This is a genomic window from Flavobacterium gyeonganense (assembly GCF_029625295.1).
Lineage (GTDB): Bacteria > Bacteroidota > Bacteroidia > Flavobacteriales > Flavobacteriaceae > Flavobacterium > Flavobacterium gyeonganense.
Genome location: NZ_CP121112.1, coordinates 4,181,730 through 4,196,011 on the forward strand (window position 1 = coordinate 4,181,730; position 14,282 = coordinate 4,196,011).

Annotated in this window: 14 protein-coding genes; 6 read left to right on the forward strand and 8 right to left on the reverse strand. The window is 34.4% G+C overall.

Going from position 1 to position 14,282, the window contains the following annotated elements:
* The first annotated feature begins 9 nt into the window (after positions 1-9).
* Positions 10-1,398 carry a M20/M25/M40 family metallo-hydrolase gene (locus tag P5P89_RS18120; protein WP_278009568.1) on the forward strand — a complete coding sequence of 463 codons (1,389 nt, stop codon included), beginning with the start codon at positions 10-12 and terminating at the stop codon, positions 1,396-1,398.
* 53 nt (positions 1,399-1,451) lie between these two features.
* Complete coding sequence (locus P5P89_RS18125) at positions 1,452-2,396, forward strand: hypothetical protein (protein ID WP_278009569.1); 945 nt, start codon at positions 1,452-1,454, stop codon at positions 2,394-2,396.
* Positions 2,397-2,404: 8 nt separating this feature from the next.
* On the opposite strand, the gene P5P89_RS18130 is transcribed toward P5P89_RS18125, so the two are convergent.
* The 3 genes from P5P89_RS18130 to P5P89_RS18140 form a co-directional block, all read right to left on the reverse strand.
* Entirely contained in the window at positions 2,405-2,710 is a 306-nt protein-coding gene (locus P5P89_RS18130) for a hypothetical protein (RefSeq protein ID WP_278009570.1), read from the reverse strand.
* A 4-nt stretch (positions 2,711-2,714) separates the two neighbouring features.
* The gene (locus P5P89_RS18135; protein ID WP_278009571.1) at positions 2,715-3,167 is read right to left on the reverse strand and encodes a hypothetical protein; all 453 of its coding nucleotides are present in this window, start codon (positions 3,165-3,167) and stop codon (positions 2,715-2,717) included.
* Positions 3,168-3,390: 223 nt separating this feature from the next.
* Positions 3,391-3,852: a hypothetical protein gene (locus P5P89_RS18140; protein ID WP_278009572.1), complete on the reverse strand. Its 462-nt coding sequence runs from the start codon at positions 3,850-3,852 to the stop codon at positions 3,391-3,393.
* 257 nt (positions 3,853-4,109) lie between these two features.
* On the opposite strand from P5P89_RS18140, the gene P5P89_RS18145 reads away from it, so the two are divergent.
* A complete protein-coding gene (locus tag P5P89_RS18145; RefSeq protein WP_278009573.1) occupies positions 4,110-4,598 on the forward strand; it encodes a TlpA family protein disulfide reductase in 489 nt (162 codons plus the stop codon).
* A gap of 80 nt (positions 4,599-4,678) precedes the next feature.
* Here P5P89_RS18145 and P5P89_RS18150 read toward each other — a convergent pair whose 3' ends face one another.
* Positions 4,679-5,470 (reverse strand): polysaccharide deacetylase family protein, encoded by a 792-nt coding sequence (locus P5P89_RS18150; RefSeq protein ID WP_278009574.1) that lies wholly within the window; start codon positions 5,468-5,470, stop codon positions 4,679-4,681.
* Positions 5,471-5,626: 156 nt separating this feature from the next.
* Here P5P89_RS18150 and P5P89_RS18155 point away from each other — a divergent pair, with 156 nt between their 5' ends.
* Complete coding sequence (locus P5P89_RS18155) at positions 5,627-6,661, forward strand: LacI family DNA-binding transcriptional regulator (RefSeq protein ID WP_278009575.1); 1,035 nt, start codon at positions 5,627-5,629, stop codon at positions 6,659-6,661.
* Positions 6,662-6,805: 144 nt separating this feature from the next.
* On the opposite strand, the gene P5P89_RS18160 is transcribed toward P5P89_RS18155, so the two are convergent.
* From P5P89_RS18160 to P5P89_RS18175, 4 genes are read right to left on the reverse strand one after another with little or no spacing between them, the layout of a single operon-like run.
* Complete coding sequence (locus P5P89_RS18160) at positions 6,806-7,813, reverse strand: FAD:protein FMN transferase (protein WP_278009576.1); 1,008 nt, start codon at positions 7,811-7,813, stop codon at positions 6,806-6,808.
* Between the two features lie 14 nt (positions 7,814-7,827).
* Positions 7,828-10,011 (reverse strand): PepSY domain-containing protein, encoded by a 2,184-nt coding sequence (locus P5P89_RS18165; RefSeq protein ID WP_278009577.1) that lies wholly within the window; start codon positions 10,009-10,011, stop codon positions 7,828-7,830.
* Between the two features lie 27 nt (positions 10,012-10,038).
* Positions 10,039-10,521 (reverse strand): DUF2271 domain-containing protein, encoded by a 483-nt coding sequence (locus P5P89_RS18170; protein WP_278009578.1) that lies wholly within the window; start codon positions 10,519-10,521, stop codon positions 10,039-10,041.
* A 53-nt stretch (positions 10,522-10,574) separates the two neighbouring features.
* Entirely contained in the window at positions 10,575-12,083 is a 1,509-nt protein-coding gene (locus tag P5P89_RS18175) for an ankyrin repeat domain-containing protein (protein WP_278009579.1), read from the reverse strand.
* 310 nt (positions 12,084-12,393) lie between these two features.
* Here P5P89_RS18175 and P5P89_RS18180 point away from each other — a divergent pair, with 310 nt between their 5' ends.
* Together P5P89_RS18180 and P5P89_RS18185 are read left to right on the forward strand one after the other, a co-directional pair.
* Positions 12,394-13,623: a PQQ-dependent sugar dehydrogenase gene (locus P5P89_RS18180; RefSeq protein WP_278009580.1), complete on the forward strand. Its 1,230-nt coding sequence runs from the start codon at positions 12,394-12,396 to the stop codon at positions 13,621-13,623.
* A gap of 95 nt (positions 13,624-13,718) precedes the next feature.
* Positions 13,719-14,201, forward strand: a complete 483-nt coding sequence (locus P5P89_RS18185; RefSeq protein ID WP_278009581.1) for a hypothetical protein — start codon at positions 13,719-13,721, stop codon at positions 14,199-14,201.
* The last annotated feature ends 81 nt before the right edge of the window (positions 14,202-14,282 follow it).

Genomic DNA, 14,282 nt, shown 5'->3' on the forward strand with positions numbered 1-14,282 from the left:
TATAAAAACATGAAAAAAACAACTCTTCTGCCTGTTTTGATTTTAAGCGGATTGTTATCTTTTGCACAATCAAATGATGAAAAAAACATTAAACTGTTCTATAAAAAAGCCTTAACCGATTCTAAATGTTATACCTGGTTAGAATATTTGTCTAACGATATCGGGGCTCGTTTATCAGGATCACAAAATGCTCAATTGGCGATTAATTATACCAAAACACAATTAGAAAGTTTAGGTCTTGATAAAGTGTATCTTCAGGAAGTGATGGTGCCACATTGGGTACGTGGCGAAAAAGAAACAGCATTTATTTTAGACGGAAAAGTAAAAACCGTAGTACCAATTTGTGCTTTGGGAGGCTCTGTTGCAACCCCAAAAACAGGACTAACCGCTGAAGTAATAGAAGTACAGGGTATTGAAGAATTAAAAACGTTAGGCGATAAAGTAAAAGGAAAAATTGTGTTTTTCAACAGACCAATGAATCCTGAAAATATTGAAACTTTTAAATCATACGGAGCCTGTGTCGATCAGCGATTTGCCGGAGCCAAAGAAGCGGCTAAATTGGGAGCCGTAGGAACTATTGTTCGTTCAATGAACCTACGTTTAGATGATTTTCCACATACAGGAGCGCAGAGTTATGGCGATTTACCAAAAGAACAATATATTCCGACAGCAGCAATCAGTACAAACGGAGCTGAATTATTAAGTGCTACTTTAAAAAATAATCCAGCTTTAAAATTTTATTTCAAACAATCCTGCGAGACTTTGCCTGATGTTCTTTCGTACAACGTAATCGGAGAATTGACAGGAACGGTAACACCAGAAAACATTATGGTTGTGGGTGGTCATTTGGATTCGTGGGATCTGGCAGACGGTTCGCATGATGATGGTGCAGGTGTTGTGCAAAGTATGGAAGTGGTTAGAATTCTTAAAAGTTTCAATTACAAACCTAAAAATACAATTCGTGTCGTTTTATTTATGAACGAAGAAAACGGCGGAAAAGGTGGGGCCAAATATGAAGAAGTTTCAAAACAAAAGAACGAAAACCATATTTTTGCCTTAGAAAGCGATTCGGGCGGATTTACACCACGAGGATTTTCAATTGAAGCAGACGATGCCAATTTGAAAAAAATACAAGGTTACAAAGATCTTTTCGAGCCTTATCTGGTACACAGTTTCACCATTGGCCATGCAGGTTCAGACATAAATCATTTAACATCAAAAGCAATTGTTAAAGCAGGTTTAAAACCGGATTCACAGCGTTATTTTGATTACCACCATGCAGCAAATGATAAATTTGACGCCATCAATAAAAGAGAGCTGGAACTGGGTGCAGCTACAATGACTACTTTGCTCTATTTGATAGATCAGGGTGGAATTGTTTTGCCGGGGGCTAATTGATTTATAAATACTAATTGTGGCAATTTAAAAGCAAAAATAAATTCAATAAATAAATGAGCAAAAGGCTTCCAACTGAATTTGCAATAAACATGAGCTTGGATAAAATAATGATTATCCAACAACCAGAATTAAAATTCGTATCAGAATTTAATTATTTTGACGAAAACAGCCCTTGCCATATTTATTTTATATGTAAAAAACCAAGACTTACTATAATTCCAGAAAAATTTGAAGCAAGTGATGAGTACCTAAAAATGACATTTGGAATTAACAGAAAAGGAGTAATTGAAGAGAAAGAATATAAATTCGCAAACAATTTAGAATCGAAAGATATTCAAATTGTTTCTTCATATCCTTTTAATATATTTCAATTAAAAAGCAATGACGAAGTATTAGTAGATGCAAAAGTTTCCCCTTTTTTACAAACTTATGCTTCAGGGGATTTTTTAAATTTAGAAGTGCTTTATATCGGGCAATCATATGGTGTAGATGGAGCAAGAACAGCTCCAGACCGTTTAGTAAGTCACTCAACGTTACAAGGGATTTATGCAGAGGCAATAATAAATAATCCTGACAGTGAAATTTATTTAGCATTAGCTTCATTTTCCCAAATAAATTTTGTGATGATGGATGGTCGTACAAAATTTTCAAATGAGGAACTAAAGGAAGATGATATTAGAAGAAAAAAAGTTAGTGATAAATTAACTGGAGAAGGTATAAATGAACAACAGAGAATAAATTTTACAGAAGCTGCTTTAATTAAATATTTTCAACCGAGATATAATAAAATCTACAAAGATTCTTTTCCTAACCCAGCTCATTTGACATATTCTGAATGTTATGAATTAGATATAAATGCAGTTTGTATAGAATTACAAACTTATGAGATGATAAATTGTTGTTTTTATTCAGATGAGGTTAAACCTGCACCTTGGAATATGCATTATTTTCTACTAAATTCTCAAGAAGAAAGAAAAAGTATATTTGAAATAATATAAAGCCATTATTACCATTTCATCGCAATAGCATAATACAAATACCCAATAGGAATATTACTCAACAGCAGCAAAATCTTAACAGCAATATCTCTTCGGTCATTATATAGTTTTATAAAACGGTCTATCAGATGAAACAGCATAATTCCGTTTAGAAGCAAAGCTGAAACAACAAACGGAAAAGCAAATACCAGAACATTATCGTTTTTGTTGGTTAACATATAAAACGAAAACAAGACAGTACTGATTATAAAAGTTCCCATTACCAATTCAATAGTCCGGGTTTCCTCAGAAAGTTTTTTATGGATAGTTTGCATAAGTTTAAATATTAAAAATGTGTTGAATCGTTTTGACAGGTACAGAAAGCATATTTGAAAAATTCAGATAATAAAAAGGATGTGCTTTTTTACCTCTTTTGTATTGTTCAATAAAATACCGAATTTGTTTAGGGTAGAAGGGAGTACCTGAAAAGATTACCAAAAACAAATACAAACTTCTCTTTCCGTTTCCCAAAAGATAATACTGCATCCCGATTTCATCAGTAACTGAAATTCCCGTATTAGTTAAAACGTGAATGACATCATGATCTTCTAATTTGGGCTGCATATCAAAATGATTTTTATCAAGAAAGTTTCCTAATCCAAATCCTAAACTGCCTTCCGGATAGTTCAGGAGCGTTGCTTTGTCAACTTCCCATGGTTTGTTTCTTTTAAAGAATTTTTGATACGGTACTTTGGTATATTCATAAAGTTTTTCGATTAGTTTATCTTTCATTTTTTTTATTTTATTTTATTTTTTTATTTTTAAAAGTTCTTTGAAATTCAAAGTTTTGATATAAAGTTTATTAAATGTTTGATTAGAAATTAGCGATTTTAGGTTTAGTCTCCTGGCGGCTTTTCGTAGAGTAAAGTTTGAATTTGGTAGTAAATAAAACACCTTAAGTGAAGTCAGACTGCTTAACTAAAACCCGTATTGCAACAGTGCTTTCTGTTTTCATTTATGTTCCATGTTGCTCAACATTCACTACTTTACCATTTTTAAATTCAATTGAAAGCACGTCTGGGTCCATGGTGAAAAAACCTGGTCTAAATCCTAAATAGTAACTCCAATTGTTCGATTCTTTAGCATTATCTTCATTACCGAGTAATTGTTGTACTTGAGTTTTCGTCTTCCCAATTAGCATTTCGCTATCAATAATGTCTTCTGAAAGCTCGTAACGCTTTTCTTTATCGTTAAACCATTTTTCTTTGTCAAAGTCATGATCTGGATGGTAACTCATACTCAAAACCCAAAGTATGATTAGACCAGCATAAATTAGTGGTGTTGACACGATTGTTACCGTCCAAGTAACAAGTTTTCGTGTCTTATCTGCCTTGATAAATTTTTTTAGTAGCCATCTCCAAAAGAAAAATGTCAGGATACCAAGTAGGAGCAAAATGAAATAAACTTCAATGCTCATTCCAAAAAATGTTGGTATATAAAGTAGTGTATTCATTTTAGCTTTTCCTATAATAAGTTATAATTTTCTTTATTTTACTGCATCTAATAAAAAGTACTTTGGAATACAAAGTAAGTAATAAAAAAAATAGCTGCCAAATAAAATGACAGTTATTTTATAATAGAATAATGCTCAATTTTTATTTAAAAAGTTACGTGTTGTTATTTATATTTGTCTGGGAAAATAAATCAGAATTCTATAAATTGAGTGTATTAAATATGAAGAAATTATTTGTTGCCGTATTGTTGTTTTTTTCTGTGATTGCCGTTAAAGCACAGGTTGTAGGTCTTGAAGTGGGAGATATAGCTCCTGAAATTGATCTTCCGGATACAAAAGGGGAAAAGGTAGCCCTTTCATCTTTAAGAGGTGGATTAGTATTAGTTGACTTTTGGGCTTCGTGGTGCGGGCCTTGTATTAAAGAACAGCCTGAATTATTAAAATTATACAACACATATTCAGGAAAATTAGATATTTACGGAGTTTCATTAGATACAAAAAAGCCGGTTTGGACAGGAGTGATAACAAAACTCAAACTTCCATGGACACAGGTAAGTGATTTAAAATACTGGAGCTCTGCAGCAGCAACTGACTATATGGTGCAAGCATTGCCATTCAATGTTTTAGTAGATAAAAATGGAATTATTCTGGCCAAAAATATCCATGGTAATAAATTAAATGAAATGGTGAAAGAATTGTTGACACAATAATTACTTTATACAATTTTGCAGATCAATCTAAATTAACTGATCTGCAAAATTTTAATTATCTTTAATATATTTTGCCACATCTACCATTGTGGCAACCCAAATATCTTTTTTCTTTTCTTCAAATACTCCAGTAATTTTCGGTGTTCTTCTAAATCGATATTCAGGGCATGTTCACCGCCTACACCATGGAACAGAAAAACAATAAAAGAATCCTTTTTTTCTGCTTCTTCGACCTGTGCTATCATTTGTTCGGCTGTACTTCCGTTTTCAAAAAAGGAATTTATATTAGAAAAATCAACTTCCTTTTTGTTTAAATAACCAGACGAAACGCCCCGGGCAGCAACAAAATCGTTTTTTAAGAAATTATAATATAGTGTATCGTTAATAGTGAAATCTCCGCAAGGATAGGCGAAAGTGCGCTCGTTTTTGCCGTCAATAGCTTTAAGTAAGGTATTGGTAATTTGGGTTTCTTTAACCGCTCTGGCAACGGTATATTTCGACAAATCAGTTTCAGATGTTACAAATTCCCTTCCCGGCATATTTCCGTTACATGGATGGTTTAAAGTATGATTTCCAAGTTCATGTCCTTGCTTGGCAGCTGTTCTCCATTCTTCGATTCTCAGAGAAACAACAGGCGAGGAGCCTATCAGGTAAAAAGTTCCTTTAAACTGATACGAATTAAGCATCGGAATAACTTTGTCAAGATGGATATTTAAAGCATCATCATACGTCAGTACAACAGCGCATTTTTTACCATTCCAGTTTCTTTTTTGTTCCTGGGCAAAAACTGCGACTGAAAATAGAAAAACCATCCCGGGAACTATTATGTTTTTGAGGTTTCTGTTTAATAGTTTATAAAGAAGTCTGGTCATGTTAGCATATTTATTTAGTGGTTTTCAATAGTTTTGGCTGGAAATATATGAAAAAACTTAAGGAGAAAGACAAAAAAATGGTTTTATTTCTTTGATTTTCGGAAGATCACTTCAAATAGAAAATAGCTATCTTTACACTCATTTATTATTTATTTCATGGAAGAAAATAAACATGTAACGATATACGATATTGCTAAAAAATTAAATTTAGCAACTTCAACAATTTCCAGGGCTTTACAGGATCATCATACGATTAGTGATAAAACAATAAAAAAAGTAAAAAAGACAGCAGAAGAAATGGGGTTTGTACCCAATACTTTAGCAGCTGGCTTACGCGGCAATAAAACCAAAACCATAGGCGTTTTAATTCCGACAGTTACTCAGCCTTTTTTATCTTCATTAATCAGTGGTATCGAAATTGCCGCGCAAAAATCCGGTTACACGGTAATCATTATGCAGTCACATGACTCTTCTGAAGAGGAAGTAAATATGGCTAAGTCTTTGTACAGCAATCGTGTAAGCGGTGTTATTTGTTCATTGGCTATGGAAACCAGGGATACGTCACATTTTTTGCAATTTTCGAACAATAATATTCCTCTAGTTTTTGTGGACAGGGTTCCTAAGGATTTCAATACTTTCAGGGTTATCATCGATAATTATTCGGCAGGTTATAAAGCGACCAAACATCTTATAGAGCAGGGTTGCCTCCGAATCGCGCATTTAACTGCAGGGTCTGAATTTGGTAATTTATATAATGAAAGGAGAAGAGGGTATATTGAAGCTTTAAAAGATCATAATTTGCCTGTGGATGAAGAACTGATTGTGAATTTAAAATCAGTTACTTATGAAGAAGGAGTAATGGCAAGCAATAAATTGTTTGATTTGAATCCAATTCCGGATGGTATATTTGCAGCTGGTGATATTATTGCCGTTAGTGCTGTTCAGACGGCTAAAAAGCGAGGGATTAAAGTTCCGGAAGACATCGCTGTTATTGGATTTAATAATGACCCCATTTCTCAAATCATTGATCCTCCTTTATCTACGATAACTCATCCGGCTGAAAAAATGGGTAAGGCTGCTGCTGATATTATCATTAAAAATCTAAAAAAAGCTAAAGGTGATGAGGTTAAGGAAATCACTTTTTTAAATACTGAGGTTTTGGCAAGGGAGTCTTCGGCAAGAAAAAAATAAGTTAAACACTTATAAATATATTTTATTGGAATACGCTTATCGAGGTTCACTTAATATCAGTCATACAGATGAATAAGTAGAATGCCTTTTAAGCTTATAAAACTATAATTTATATATTTACTTTTTTTATCACATAAATAGATTCTATTTCAGTTTAGAATCAATTTTACTGATTTTAAAATTTTTCGATTTAATAATTTTGCCATCATCTGTAATCATTATGCAGCTATAATCAGGATATTGATCAATAAAATCCATTCCGGTTTTTTTTCCGAGAACCATTAATGAGGTACTAAAACCATTTGCAGTTTCGGCACTAGGACCAAAAACAGTAACACTGCACAAACCAGTTGCCGGATATCCTGTTGCCGGATTGATGATGTGCGAATATCGTTTACCATTAAAAACTACATATTTTTCATAATTGCCTGATGTGGTTACTGCACCGTTATTCAAAGGAACAACAGCCAAAATTTTTTCAGGTTTAAATGGGTTCGTAATTCCGATTTTCCAGTCTTCTCCGTTGGGTTGCTTTCCCCAGGTGCTCATGTCACCGGATCCGTTTATGATTCCGGCTTTTATGCCTTTAGCGAGCATCATGCTTCTGCATTTATCTGTTGCGTATCCCTCTCCCAAAGCACCAAAGCCAATTTTCATTCCTTTTAGTTTAAGGAAAATGGTTGAGTTTACACTATCTAAAACAATATTTTTATAACCCACTTTCTCTACTGATTTTTTGATCGCTTCCGCCGAAGGCATTTCGTTCATGGATCCGTCAAATTTCCAAACACGGTCTAGGGCAGCAAAACTCACATCAAAAGCGCCTTTGGTTTTTTTAGATAATTCGATTGCTCTCTGCGTCAATTCAAAAACCTCCTGATCTACTTTTACGGGTTTGATTCCAGCATTTTGATTTACTTCTGAAACTTGTGAATCTGGTTTCCAGTCCGAGATCAGGTTTTCAATGCGGCTGATTTCTTCTATTACTTCATTAATGCTTTGTTCAGCTGTCAGGGAGTCATGAGCAACAATGCTAATATCAAAACGGCCACCCATTAGCAAAGTCGTTCTTTTACGCAATACCTGCGAATTCCCCGAAATACTTGAAATGAGGATAAAAAGAAGCAATATTTTATAATGAGATGATTTCATTTGATATAAAAATATTAATAACAATCAGTTAATAATTGTCCGTTTTTCTTATAATCGTAAAGAGTTTTAATGCTGTTGACTAAACATATTTCATTCAGAATTTCTTCAACGTCTTTTTGCATGGCTAGAGAACCGCAAATCATGATGAAGCCATCTTGCTGTAATAAATCAATAAAAAAATCAGTATCACGTTTTATTAAATCCATTACGTAAATATGTTCGGCTTCACGCGATAGCGCCATATGAAACCCCATAAGCTTTTGTTTCTGAACCATTTCATCTGAAAACTTTTTATAACGGGAAACGGTTTCGGTTTCCATTCTAAAACCGCAGTACAAATGAGTTTCAGTTTTTTTCTTATTTTGCTCAATCATTCCAAGAAAAGGAGCAATTCCGGTTCCGTTAGAGATCATAGCTACTTTTGGAGCTTTAGCCGGAAAATGAAAAGTCTTGTTGGCTATGATTCGGGCTTTAAACGTATTACCTGCTTCAAGATTATTTAAAAATCCCGAACCTAATCCGTGAGGATGCAGTTTGACAACCAACTGAATGTTTCCAGAATGATTTCCGATAGAGTAGAGGCGTTCGCGCGAATCATTAGCAGGATAAATAGCCAGTAAATCTCCGGATTTGAATTTAGCCCGCATATTAGTCCGCAATGTTAGGATAAAAGTATGTTCTGTTTCAGAAATAGCTGTTTTGTCTAAAACCATGAGTTTTTGCAGCCCTTTGGGAACATGGTTGTATAAAGATGGAGTAACAGCTAACGGAATTCCGGTTTTTTTACTCCACAATTTTACCCAGTTAACAAATTCAACTGCCGATTTATCATTAACGGTTTGCAGTTCCAGAAAACGTTCTGCCCAGTTTTGGTTTTCTAAAAGCTGATCGATTTCGACTGCAAACTGGCAAAAGTCAGGATACGATTCTGAACCAAAGCCAACAACAGAAAAATTGATTTTCTGTTGTTGATGCTGCTTGTGCAAAAGCGATTTAAACTGAGTTCCGTTTGATGGGGCGTCACCTAAGCCGTGCGTCGAAGAAAAGACAATAATATGCTCTGCTTTTGGATAAACAGAAAACCGGTTCAACTCGGATATAAAAGCTTTGTGTCCCTGATCTATTAACTGCTTCAGAATTGCATTGGCAAACCTGAAAGTGCTCCCGTTTTCAGAACCCACTAAAAAAATAATACTGCTTTCATGAGCCTTATATTTATTTTTTATACGGCTGGAGCGTCGTTTTAGAGTAATCGCAAATCCCGAATAAATAAAGAAAAGAATATTGAAACAGGCTAAAGCCAAAATGATAGCCCAGACTGCATTTATTCTTCCTGTATGAAGATCAAGACTCAACGCAGATAACTGAACGGTATTAGTGAAGCGTTTTTCTGAAACAACAGCTCCGGTAATCTGATTTACTTCAATTTCACGGTCTTTTAATTCAATAATATAATATTCTTCCGGATCATCCGTAAAAGGGAATTCTATTTTTTTTATATCAGAAAGAAAGGTGTTTTTGAATATGGAAGTTTTTTTCGCTTCTTCCGATAATTCCGTTTTTACAGGCCTTGCTTTTTCATCACCCATAAAAAAGTTGAATCTTTCCAGTGACAGATAGGTTCCGGTAAGCGCAATAATCAAAATCGGAATCAAAGCCAGTCGTCCCAAAATGACATGGTAGTATTGCGCAAAATATTCTTTAATGACTTTAGAAAAGAAATTTCGGATTCCGCGCTGTCTCTTTAAAACAAGAACAAAACCCGAAATTGATATTAGTAATAGGCAAAAAGAGATTACACCCACAAAAAAACGTCCTGCTTCATGAAGAAACAAAGAACGGTGAAAACCTGTAACCCATTGAATAAATTCACTTTTTTTCTCAGGCGTACCTAATATTTTACCGGTTTTAGGATCTATGTAAGCGTTGATGTCATCTCCATTCCCATCGATTGCCTGTAGTGTTATAAACTGATTATAATCGATACTCAGCTCTGTAATTTCAGGATATGCTTTTTTTAGTACAGGCAGCGTTTCTCCTAAAGTTATCTGATCGAAATTGGCTGCTTTATATGGCAATGTTTTTTCCTGAGCTGCATTGATCGCCAGAATGATTCCGGTTACCGAAGCCAAAATTAAAAATACGGAAGAAAATAAGGCCAAAGCCAGATGAGCGTAACGCCAGAAAGAGAGAGTCATTGCGTGTATTCTAGAAAAGTAATCGGATTATATTTTGTTTAGTCTTACGTATCTGATGTACCCTTTACCTTCTGTTTTTTCAGCAAGACCTTCAGTGGTAAGCGGGATTTCAAGATCGTTTACATAATATTTCTGATCTTCTACAGCCGATTCAAAACGTAATTTGTAGCCTTTGTTGATTTTAGAATCTTCAATTTCTATAGAAGTAATACTTCGGTCTCCCCCTGTAACAGAAGCACCGGTTTTGGCACTGATATCTTCAGTTTTTTTAGTATGAAATTTGTTCCACTCTTTCAGTGATTTATACCATTTTTTATCGTCACCCATTACATAAAGTGTTTTTTCATACTCTCCTTTAGCATTGATAAGTGAAACTACAATGTAAGCTCCTTCACCCATGTAGTTTGACATTTGAAGCATGCATTTATATTTTGAGGCCTGCGCATTTATAGTAAAAGAAACAAGACATATAAGGGTTCCCGTAAGAGCAGTTTTAATAATAGACTTCATTTGAAATTGATTTGTTTTTATTTGAAATTTAAAAAATTGAAATTGTATTAGGGTTACTTTAAAAATTCAACTGAAATATTACTTTTTGTAAGTGACTCATTTTCTTTTGCCAGAGCATAAGCATTTTCGTCAAATTCAGTGATAATTTCTTTTTTTGCACCAATAGATAAAAGATATTTCAGGATTGTATCATCTTTAGCAACCATTGCAGCTTTATGAAGAGGTGTTAATCCGTCTTTGTTTTTGGCATTGATGTCGATGTTTAAGTCAGCCATTTTTTTAAGCAGGGCTAAATCATTTTTGATAACGGCCACATGGTATAATGTGTTTCCGTCTTTTTGAGGAGTGGCTAAGTTTAGTCCTTTATCCTGTAATAATTTTATTTTGCTTGCAAAAGGATCTTGTTTTGCGTTAGCGTTATCGTTACCTCGCCCCATCATTTGCGGGCGATAAGACTGAACAAGATAAACGCCTAAATTATTACCGTCTTTGTCTTTTACATTTACATCGGCACCTTTGGCTAAAAGCAAACTTACAGCTTCAGGGGTTCCGTATTTTACTGCATTTGTCAAGGCGGATTCCCCTTTTAAATTTTGAAGGTTTACATTTTTTGTTGTAGAAATGAAAAGTTCCAGAGCAGAGGTTTCCCTTGCAGAAGCAGCAGCCATTAACGGAGTTGTTCCTTCTTTATCTGCTTTATTGGGATCAACACCTTTGCTTATGAAATAGTTGATAATTTCTGTCTGGTTTGGTTTTCCTGCCAAAAGATGCAAAACATTTTGCCCTGAATTATTTATTGCAGTTGGTTTGATTTTTACTTCTTCAACCAGATATTTATAGGTTTCGATTGTATTACTTTCTCTACGGCTTCCTTGTGCAGCAGTAAAAAGTGCATTATCATTTGGCTTAACTCCTTTTTCAAGAAGTTTTTTCAATAATGCTATATTTCCGGATCTTGCAGCGTACGTAAAAGCGGTATTACCATCATTATCTACATCTTTTAAGGACAATCCTTTTGTGGCAAAATATTCGGCAGCTTTTAATTCTTTATCAGATGAAATAGCCAATAATAACAGGTTAGCACCATTTTGGTATTTTTTCTTAGGATCTATTCCGGCTTTAAAAAAAGCCTCATAAATTTCAGGATTGCTTTGGCCGCTGCTGGCTGCTGCCGTTACAGGGAATGCACCGTGGCTGTCTTCTAAGTTCACATCAGATCCTTTAGCAATCAGATATTTTACAATTTCAGCATTTCCTTTTCCTGAAGCCCAGTGAAGGTAAATTCGGTTATCATGTGTTGGCTTATTTATTTCATTCCCTGGCTGTTCCAATAAGAATTTTATAGTTTCTGTTGGAGCATCATTATTAATTGCCATTACAACCGCATCAAAAGCATTTGATGTTGAGGCAGAGGGGTTGTTTCCCTTTGCTATTTCTGCCTTTACAGCTTCAACATTGGGAGCTGTTTTCCAAAAAGATTGTTCTAATAATATGTTTTTTTGCTGGGCATTTACGAATGCCGAAGCTACTAAGGCTAAAGAAACAAAAAGGTTAGTTTTCATAAATTCTGTAGAATTCTTTATTAATAGATTTGAAGTATTTGATTCATTTATCACCAAAAGGTTTAAATCGAGTTGAAATTAAATTATTTAGAATAAATAAAAATAAGGCAAATATAAAAATAAATAATAAAATAGCAATGTTTATTTTGGCTCAGGGAAAGTTTTTAAAATAATTATAATCACTGAAGGTTTGTATATATTGATTTTATTTTTATTAAGGAAAATTATATAAGTAATAAGGTGAATTTTATAAATTTTAGTAGTTAAAATTTTAGATTTTTGATTTAATTTAAAATTTAAATCCCAAATTATGAAAAAAACAAACTACATGCTGAGTCTTTCGATGGCAGTATTGACATTATTCAGCTGTTCAAATGATGACAAAACTTTGAATGATCCGGGCACACCAACAAATCCGGTTGAGAATAATTCACCCAACACAGTCTATACTCCTGCATTTGAAGGTCAAACCAGAATTGGCGGGCTTCAGACTAATACAGAGTATGAAGCAAAAATTATCACTTCAGGGTTAACAAGTCCATGGGGCGTCAAAAGTCTTCCTGATGGCAGACTTTTAGTTACTGAAAAAACAAAAGGAACTTTACGAATTGTGAAAGTGACTGGGGAAGTAAGTGCAGCAATTACAGGTTTACCGACTGTAAATCCGTCAAATCAGGGAGGTTTATTAGGCTTATGTCTTGATCCTGATTTTGCATCCAACCGAATGATTTACTGGGTCTTTGCTGAAGCAGGAACAGGAGGAAATAGAACTGCAGTTGCCAAAGGGAAATTATCAAATGATGAAAAAACAATCGAAGGGGCTACAGTAATTTATCGTGCAAATCCGGCAAATCCAAGTGATCTTCATTATGGCGGACGTATTCTTTTTGATAAAACCGGAAACCTTATCGTTAGTACAGGAGAGCGTTCTGTTTTAGAAACCAGACCATTAGCTCAGTCAGTTACGGCTGCCTTAGGAAAAGTAATCCGTATAACTAAAGACGGACAGCCAGCATCAGGTAATCCAAATTTTAATCAGGCAGGAGCTTTACCAGAATTGTATAGTATAGGACACAGAAATCCGCAGGGACTGGCACTTCATCCAGATACAGGTGAAATCTGGCTTAGCGAGCATGGACCCCGAGGAGGTGATGAAATTAACCGATTAAAAGCGGGCAGTAACTACGGATGGCCTGTTATTACTTACGGAATTGAGTATGGCGGACAAAAGATAGGTGAAGGAATTCAGAAAAAAGAAGGTATGGAACAGCCTGTTTATTACTGGGATCCTGTTGTGTCACCTAGCGGAATGACATTTTATAAAGGTAATCGTGTGCCAGAATGGGAGAACAACTTATTTATAGGTGCATTAAGCGGTCAGCACATTATACGTCTTGCCATTAAAGACAATCGAGTTATTGGTGAAGAAAGGCTTCTGGTTAGCGAAGGTCAGCGATTTAGAGATATTACCCAGGGAAATGACGGAGCTTTGTATGCTGTAACAGATGGTGGAAGACTGTATAAAATCGATAAAAAATAAAGAATTTCAGTAATGCTTTAACTGAAAATAGTAATAGCCGGAAGACACAATCTTCCGGCTTTTTTTTAGAACCTTATTAAGAAAAAAATAACAGAATGAAATTCAATTCTAATGTTATTTTAATGTTGGCCATAAAATTTCGTCCTAACTTGCGCCCCATTAAGAAAAGGAAAATGTTGAGCAGAATTAAAAATAGTGTCTTTTGTAAATGCCTTCAGGCGTTGTTAATCGGCTATTTTTTAATCAGCAGCATCAATGTATCAAATAGTTTTGGCAGAATTATAGCTGATAATGCAGAAACTGGTACCGTGAAAGGTATGACTTGTAATTTTCTTAAAAAAATATTCAAATGTGACGGAATTCCAGAAGAACTGGATGACTACGAAACAAAAGAAACAAAGGCAACTAAAATTGCAAAAGGAGTTCCTTTATTAGATTATTTAATTCCATTGAATACCTCATTGTCTGTTTTGTACTTTCAAATTAGTTCAAATAGAAAAAATTATATTGATAATCAGATATTCTCATTTGGTTTTCATGGTAAAATTCATTTACCGCCTCCCCGGTTTATAGTATAAATACTTAATTTTGTATATGTTGGAGTAATCTGGCATCTTTACTATGGTTTTTACCATATGTTACATTTATTAATATTGTAT

Excerpts from the sequence above, each read along its gene's own strand:
- P5P89_RS18160 (WP_278009576.1), bottom strand. The coding sequence starts at position 7,813 with ATGAAATCATCTCATTATAAAATATTGCTTCTTTTTATCCTCATTTCA.
- P5P89_RS18145 (WP_278009573.1), top strand. The coding sequence starts at position 4,110 with ATGAAGAAATTATTTGTTGCCGTATTGTTGTTTTTTTCTGTGATTGCC.
- P5P89_RS18135 (WP_278009571.1), bottom strand. The coding sequence starts at position 3,167 with ATGAAAGATAAACTAATCGAAAAACTTTATGAATATACCAAAGTACCG.
- P5P89_RS18170 (WP_278009578.1), bottom strand. The coding sequence starts at position 10,521 with ATGAAGTCTATTATTAAAACTGCTCTTACGGGAACCCTTATATGTCTT.
- P5P89_RS18150 (WP_278009574.1), bottom strand. The coding sequence starts at position 5,470 with ATGACCAGACTTCTTTATAAACTATTAAACAGAAACCTCAAAAACATA.
- P5P89_RS18165 (WP_278009577.1), bottom strand. The coding sequence starts at position 10,011 with ATGACTCTCTCTTTCTGGCGTTACGCTCATCTGGCTTTGGCCTTATTT.
- P5P89_RS18140 (WP_278009572.1), bottom strand. The coding sequence starts at position 3,852 with ATGAGCATTGAAGTTTATTTCATTTTGCTCCTACTTGGTATCCTGACA.
- P5P89_RS18155 (WP_278009575.1), top strand. The coding sequence starts at position 5,627 with ATGGAAGAAAATAAACATGTAACGATATACGATATTGCTAAAAAATTA.
- P5P89_RS18130 (WP_278009570.1), bottom strand. The coding sequence starts at position 2,710 with ATGCAAACTATCCATAAAAAACTTTCTGAGGAAACCCGGACTATTGAA.
- P5P89_RS18125 (WP_278009569.1), top strand. The coding sequence starts at position 1,452 with ATGAGCAAAAGGCTTCCAACTGAATTTGCAATAAACATGAGCTTGGAT.
- P5P89_RS18175 (WP_278009579.1), bottom strand. The coding sequence starts at position 12,083 with ATGAAAACTAACCTTTTTGTTTCTTTAGCCTTAGTAGCTTCGGCATTC.
- P5P89_RS18185 (WP_278009581.1), top strand. The coding sequence starts at position 13,719 with ATGAAATTCAATTCTAATGTTATTTTAATGTTGGCCATAAAATTTCGT.
- P5P89_RS18120 (WP_278009568.1), top strand. The coding sequence starts at position 10 with ATGAAAAAAACAACTCTTCTGCCTGTTTTGATTTTAAGCGGATTGTTA.
- P5P89_RS18180 (WP_278009580.1), top strand. The coding sequence starts at position 12,394 with ATGAAAAAAACAAACTACATGCTGAGTCTTTCGATGGCAGTATTGACA.